Source organism: Chrysiogenia bacterium (genome assembly GCA_020434085.1).
Lineage (GTDB): Bacteria > JAGRBM01 > JAGRBM01 > JAGRBM01 > JAGRBM01 > JAGRBM01.
Genome location: JAGRBM010000142.1, coordinates 1 through 5,424, shown reverse-complemented (window position 1 = coordinate 5,424; position 5,424 = coordinate 1). Strand labels below are relative to the sequence as shown.

General features: G+C 63.3%; 5 protein-coding genes. 2 read left to right on the top strand and 3 right to left on the bottom strand.

Annotation, left to right across the window (positions count from 1 at the left end; translation table 11 throughout):
* Both KDH09_04675 and KDH09_04670 read left to right on the top strand, forming a co-directional pair.
* The coding region (locus KDH09_04675; protein MCB0218967.1) for an enoyl-CoA hydratase/isomerase family protein at positions 1–717 on the top strand (717 nt) is incomplete at its 5' end.
* Positions 718–797: 80 nt separating this feature from the next.
* The gene (locus KDH09_04670; protein MCB0218966.1) at positions 798–1,700 is read left to right on the top strand and encodes a MoxR family ATPase; all 903 of its coding nucleotides are present in this window, start codon (positions 798–800) and stop codon (positions 1,698–1,700) included.
* Positions 1,701–1,804: 104 nt separating this feature from the next.
* Here KDH09_04670 and lgt read toward each other — a convergent pair whose 3' ends face one another.
* The 3 genes from lgt to ileS all read right to left on the bottom strand — a co-directional run.
* Positions 1,805–2,650: a prolipoprotein diacylglyceryl transferase gene (gene lgt / locus KDH09_04665; GenBank protein MCB0218965.1), complete on the bottom strand. Its 846-nt coding sequence runs from the start codon at positions 2,648–2,650 to the stop codon at positions 1,805–1,807.
* 5 nt (positions 2,651–2,655) lie between these two features.
* A complete protein-coding gene (lspA, locus tag KDH09_04660; protein MCB0218964.1) occupies positions 2,656–3,210 on the bottom strand; it encodes a signal peptidase II in 555 nt (184 codons plus the stop codon).
* A 33-nt stretch (positions 3,211–3,243) separates the two neighbouring features.
* The coding region (gene ileS, locus KDH09_04655; protein MCB0218963.1) for an isoleucine--tRNA ligase at positions 3,244–5,424 on the bottom strand (2,181 nt) is incomplete at its 5' end.

Sequence of the window (5,424 nt, the reverse complement as noted above, 5' to 3'; positions counted from 1 at the left end):
GCGCTCGACCTGGAAATGCTCGGCGCGCTCGATGCCGAGCTCAAGGAGCTTGCCGGCAGCGAGATTCGCGCGCTCATTCTCACCGGCGCAGGGCGCGCTTTCTGTGCGGGTTTCAACATCGGGCGTATCCAGAGCGTGCCCAAGGACCAGCTCGAAGCCGCCGAGGAGCGCTCCGACAGCCTGCCGATCTCGTTCTGCAGGCGGCTCGAGGAATTCCCGGCAGCCACGATCGCGCTGCTCAACGGCCACACCTACGGCCTGGGAGGGGAAATCGCGGTGAGCTGCGATTTCCGCCTCTCCTGGAAACATGGCTACTTCGGGATGCCGCCCGCCAAGCTCGGACTCTGCTATCATTCCGATGGGCTGAGAAAATTCGTGGACTTGGTTGGCCCCTCGATTGCCAAGGAGATGTTCTTTACCGGCGAGCCGCTGACCATGTCGCAGGCCCATGAGGCCGGGCTGCTCACCCATCTTGTGGAGCGCGAGGAACTCGAGGACAAGGTGATGGCCCTGGCGCAGTCCATTGCCGCGGCGGCGCCGCTTGCGGTGCGGAACATGAAGCGCAGTTTCGGCGCCCTGGCAAAGGGACCGGGGCTGCCCGAGGAAGTCCAGAGCGAGCTGCGCGCCCTTGAACGCGAGTGCTTTGCCAGCGAAGATCTGATGGAGGGCCGGGCGGCCTTCCTTGAAAAGCGCGCTCCCAACTTCAAGGGGCGCTAGAAGGAATACGAAGCTTGAGTGTCGAGAGCGTCAAAGTGAATACCGGTGGGGCCCACGCGCTGGAGCGGGTGCTCGCCAACATGGGCCATGTGATCAAGGGCAAGGACGAAGCCATCGAGCTCTCGCTCATTGCGCTGATTGCCGGTGGCCATGTGCTCGTCGACGATATTCCGGGCGTGGGCAAGACGACGCTGGCGCGCTCACTGGCAAGGTCACTCGACGCGAGTTTCCAGCGCATGCAGTTCACCGCCGACCTGCTGCCTGGTGACGTGACTGGCGTTTCCATCTGGAATGAAGCAACGCGGGCCTTCGAGTTTCATCCCGGCCCGATCTTTCACTCCATTGTGCTTGCCGATGAGATCAACCGGGCGAGCCCCAAGACCCAGAGCGCGCTCCTTGAAGCCATGAACGAAGCCCAGGTGACCGTCGACGGCGTGAGCCATCCGCTCCCCCGGCCGTTTCTGGTCATTGCGACGCAGAACCCGCAGGAACATGCGGGAACCTTCCCGCTGCCTGAGAGCCAGCTCGATCGCTTTCTGCTGTGCTTTGAAATGGGCTACCCCAGCGCCGAGGCCGAGCGGGCGATCCTCGCGCAGTCCCACGGCAGCACGGACGTGGACGCACTCTCGCCGGTGCTACATGCCGACGACATCCTTGTCCTGCAGGCCGATTGTAACAAAGTGCGTGTCGAAGACTCGCTCATCGACTACCTGCAGCGTCTTGCCGCCGCTTCGCGCACCAGCGAGCTGCTGGCCCTTGGCGTGAGCCCCCGCGGCGCGCTGGCGCTGCGGCGCGCCGGGCAGGCCCGGGCGCTCCTTCACGGGCGCGACTATGCCACGCCTGATGACTTCAAGCGCCTTGCCGTGCCGGTATTTGCCCACCGCGTGCAGCTCAAGGAAAACTTCGCCCACGGCGGCAGCGCCCGCCAGGCGGCCGAGCGGGTGATCGAGTCCCTGCTCAGCGACGTCGCGGTTCCACGGTAACAAGCACCAAAATGTGAAATGGGTTTGGTGAACCAAGCCACTGCCTGCGCCATGGACAGGTCGCAGTGGCAGGGGCGTGGCTTGCCAGGCCCATCGCTTGGTGGTTACGCGCTGCTGTCGTCCGTGCGCATCCCGTAGGGGCCTTCGCCTTTGGGGTAGTAGTCGAGTGACATGGTCTTCGTAGGTTTCTTGCGGAAGTAGAGCCATGCGCCGATGCAGGCGATTCCCACGAAGATGGAGATGGCCTGGCTCGTGGAGAGCACGTCTTCAATCAGGAAACCGCGAACCTTGTCGCCGCGGAAGACCTCGATGATCGAGCGTGCGATGGCATAACTCAGCACCGTGAGGAAGAAGGTTTCGCCGTGGCGCTGCTTGCGCTTGTTGTACCAGGCCGCCATGGCGGTGATGGCGATGCAGGCGGCAAACTCATACAGCGGGGTGGGGTGCAGGGCGGCGCCCAGATAAGCGTAGGCCGGCGTCGAGCCCTCCGGGTAGTGGATGGCCCAGGGAACCTCCGCCGGGTGGCCGTAACAGCAGCCGGCCGCCAGGCAGCCAAGGCGCCCGAAGCCAAGGCCCAGAATCGTGGCCGGCATCACGAGGTCGGAGTACGCCCAGATCGAGAGCCCGCGGCGGCGCATGACCCACCACAGCGGCAGCGCCGTAAACAGGGGACCGCCGTAGAAGACTAGTCCGCCCTTGTCGATGCGGAGGATGTCGCCTGGATGCTCGGCGAAGTAGCTGTTCCACTCGAGCATCACGTAGAGAATGCGCGCGCCGATGACGCCGAAGATAATCGCGTAGAAGATGAGATCGGCGGTGTGCTCGGGATCCTGCTTGGTAACGACCGCCTGCCAGCGCGCGAAGAAAAAGCCCGCCAGAAAGCCCATGGCCGCGGTTACGCCGTAGGTGTGAACCGGGTATCCAAACAGGGAGAAAAGTTGCGGCAGCATGTGGCTCAGGCCCCTGCGTTCTCGGCGCTCTGCGCGCCGGGCAGGGCCTGCTCGTCCTCATCTTCACGGGGTTCGAGGAAGATCGAGTAGTAGATGAGCATCGCCGCGCCCACGGTGATGCAAATATCGGCCACGTTGAAGGTGGGCCAGTAGAAGTCCTTGACGTAGAAGTGCAGAAAGTCGACCACGTAACCAAGGCGCATGCGGTCGGTAAAATTGCCCAGTGCGCCGGCGAAAATGAACGTGATAGTCACGCCCAGGTATTTTTCGTAATGGCTGATGGAAACGAACAGATAGCCCAGCACCAGCAGCGCAATAATCGACACGCCGATGAAGAAGGCGAAGCTCATCTCGGGCGAGAGATCGTTGAAGAGCCCGAAAGCCGCGCCGCGGTTGCGCGCGAACATCAGGTCGAAGAATCCGTCAATGACGGTCAGGTGCTCGCCCGGATAAAACCTCCGGCCGATGAGGACCTTCGTGTAGAGGTCGGCCCACACCAGCGGCGGGGTCAGCAACCCCAGGATCCACCACTTGGCTGAGAGTGTGTTTTTCTCGCTCATGTCCGTTCCTGCAATATCCGCGCAGCGCGCGGTTTATTCCGAGACCACGTCGGCGCAGCGGCCGCACAGCTCTGGGTGGGCGCTGCTCTTGCCGATGTCCTCGCGGAAGTGCCAGCAACGCGGGCACTTGCCGCCGGGGGCGGCCTGCCAGGCAACCTGGAAGTCCTGGGCGCCGTCCTCGGGCAGCGAATCGAGCCACTCCATGCCCGAGACGATGAAGGCATCGGCCACATCGTCGAGGCTCAGGCGCCGGGTCAGCTTGCTCTGCAGCGAGGCCTTGGCCGCAACCGTGACCTTGGCCTCCAGGCTCGCGCCGATGTCCTTGTTCTTGCGCGCTTCTTCGAGTGCTTTGGTGACTTCCTCGCGCAGACGCCACAGGTCGGCGAAGGTGGCTTCCACCTCGTCGTCCATCTCGGCCGGGACGGGCTTGGGCATGCTGGAAAGATGCACCGAGTCCCAGTTCACGCCGCTGAGCGAGGGATGAGGTGCATCGCCCTCAAAGCGCGGGAGGTAGCCCCAGATCTCCTCGCTGGTGAACGAGAGGATGGGCGCAAAGACGCGCGTGATGGCGGCGAGAATCTGGTACATGGCCGTCTGCTTGCTGCGACGCGGACGCGAATCGGCGCGGTCGACATAGAGCCGGTCCTTGGAGATATCGGCAAACAGGCTCGAAAAGTCCACGGTCACGAACTCATTGAGCTTGTGATAGACGGTGTGGAACTGATACTCGGCAAAGGCCTTGTGACAGGTGAGCAGCAGCCGGTTCAGACGTCCCACGATCCACTGGTCGATGGGCGTCATCTCCGAATAGGGGACCCAGTCTTTTGCCGGATCAAAGTCGGCGAGGTTGCCCAGGATATATTTCGCGCTGTTGCGGAACTTGCGATAGGCCTCGGCAAGGCGCTTGAGAATTTCCTCGGAGAAGTGGATGTCGCCCCGATAGTCCTCGGACGCGACCCACAGGCGCAGCACGTCGACGCCGTAGTTCTTGATGATGTCGGCCGGCGGCGTGTAGTTGGGATTGCTCTTGGAATATTTCTTGCCATCGCCGTCGACGACGAAGCCGTGGGTGAGCACCGCCTTGTAGGGCGGGGCGCCGCGCGTGGCCATGCTGGTCAGCAGCGAGGAATGGAACCAGCCGCGGTGCTGATCCGAGCCCTCAAGATACAGATCGGCGGGCCAGTGGAGTTCCTCTCGCACCTCGCACACGGCCGCGTGGGAGACGCCCGAGTCGAACCAGACATCGAGGATGTCGGTTCCCTTCTTGAACTTCGTGGCGTAGCACTCCGGGCACTTGGTGCCGGCGGGGATAAGCTCGGTGACATCCTTTTCGGTCCAGACGGTGATGCCGCCCTCGGTGATGAGGTCGGCGACGTGCTCGCAAGCGTCGGCGTCGAGAAAGACGTTGCCGCAGCCCTCGCACTCTAGCGAGGGGATGGGCACGCCCCACACGCGCTGGCGCGAGAGAGTCCAGTCCGGGCGGTTCTCCAGCATCGAATAGATGCGATCGCGTCCCCAGGCAGGGATCCAGCCCTTGTCGGCCTGGATCTCGTCGATGGCCTTGAGACTCTTCTGTCGCAGGTCTTCGTGCGCCAGGCTCAGGAACCACTGGCTGGTGGCGCGGTAGATGATCGGTTCCTTGCTGCGCCACGAGTGGGGGTAAGAATGCTTGAGCGAGGCCTTGGGGCTGTTGAGCAGGCGGCCCTTCTCGACAAGCAGCGCCTTGATCTTCTCGTTGGCGTCGAAGACGAACTCGCCCTTCATCGGAGCGAACTCGTCGGTGTAGCGGCCCTCTGCGTCAACCGGGCAGAGGACGTCGAGCCCGTGCTGCTGTCCAAGGCGGAAGTCATCTTCGCCGTGTCCGGGCGCGATGTGGACGCAGCCCGTGCCGGCTTCGAGCGTCACGAAGTCGCCGAAGAGCACCAGCGACTCACGATCGATGAACGGGTGCCGGGCGCGCGCCCCCTCGAACTTCTTTGCAGGGAAGCTTGCGATGATCTCACCGGGCGCTCCGTCAATGACGAGCGCGCTCTGGAAAGCCTCAGCCAGATCTTTGGCCACCACGAAGACGCGGCTGCCCACTTCAACGGCAACGTATTCGAGCGTCTCGTTGAGCGCGATGGCCAGGTTGGCGGGCAGGGTCCACGGGGTGGTGGTCCAGATGACCAGTTCGAGCTGCTTGCCGCGAAGCGAGGGATGAACCTCGGCGGCGTC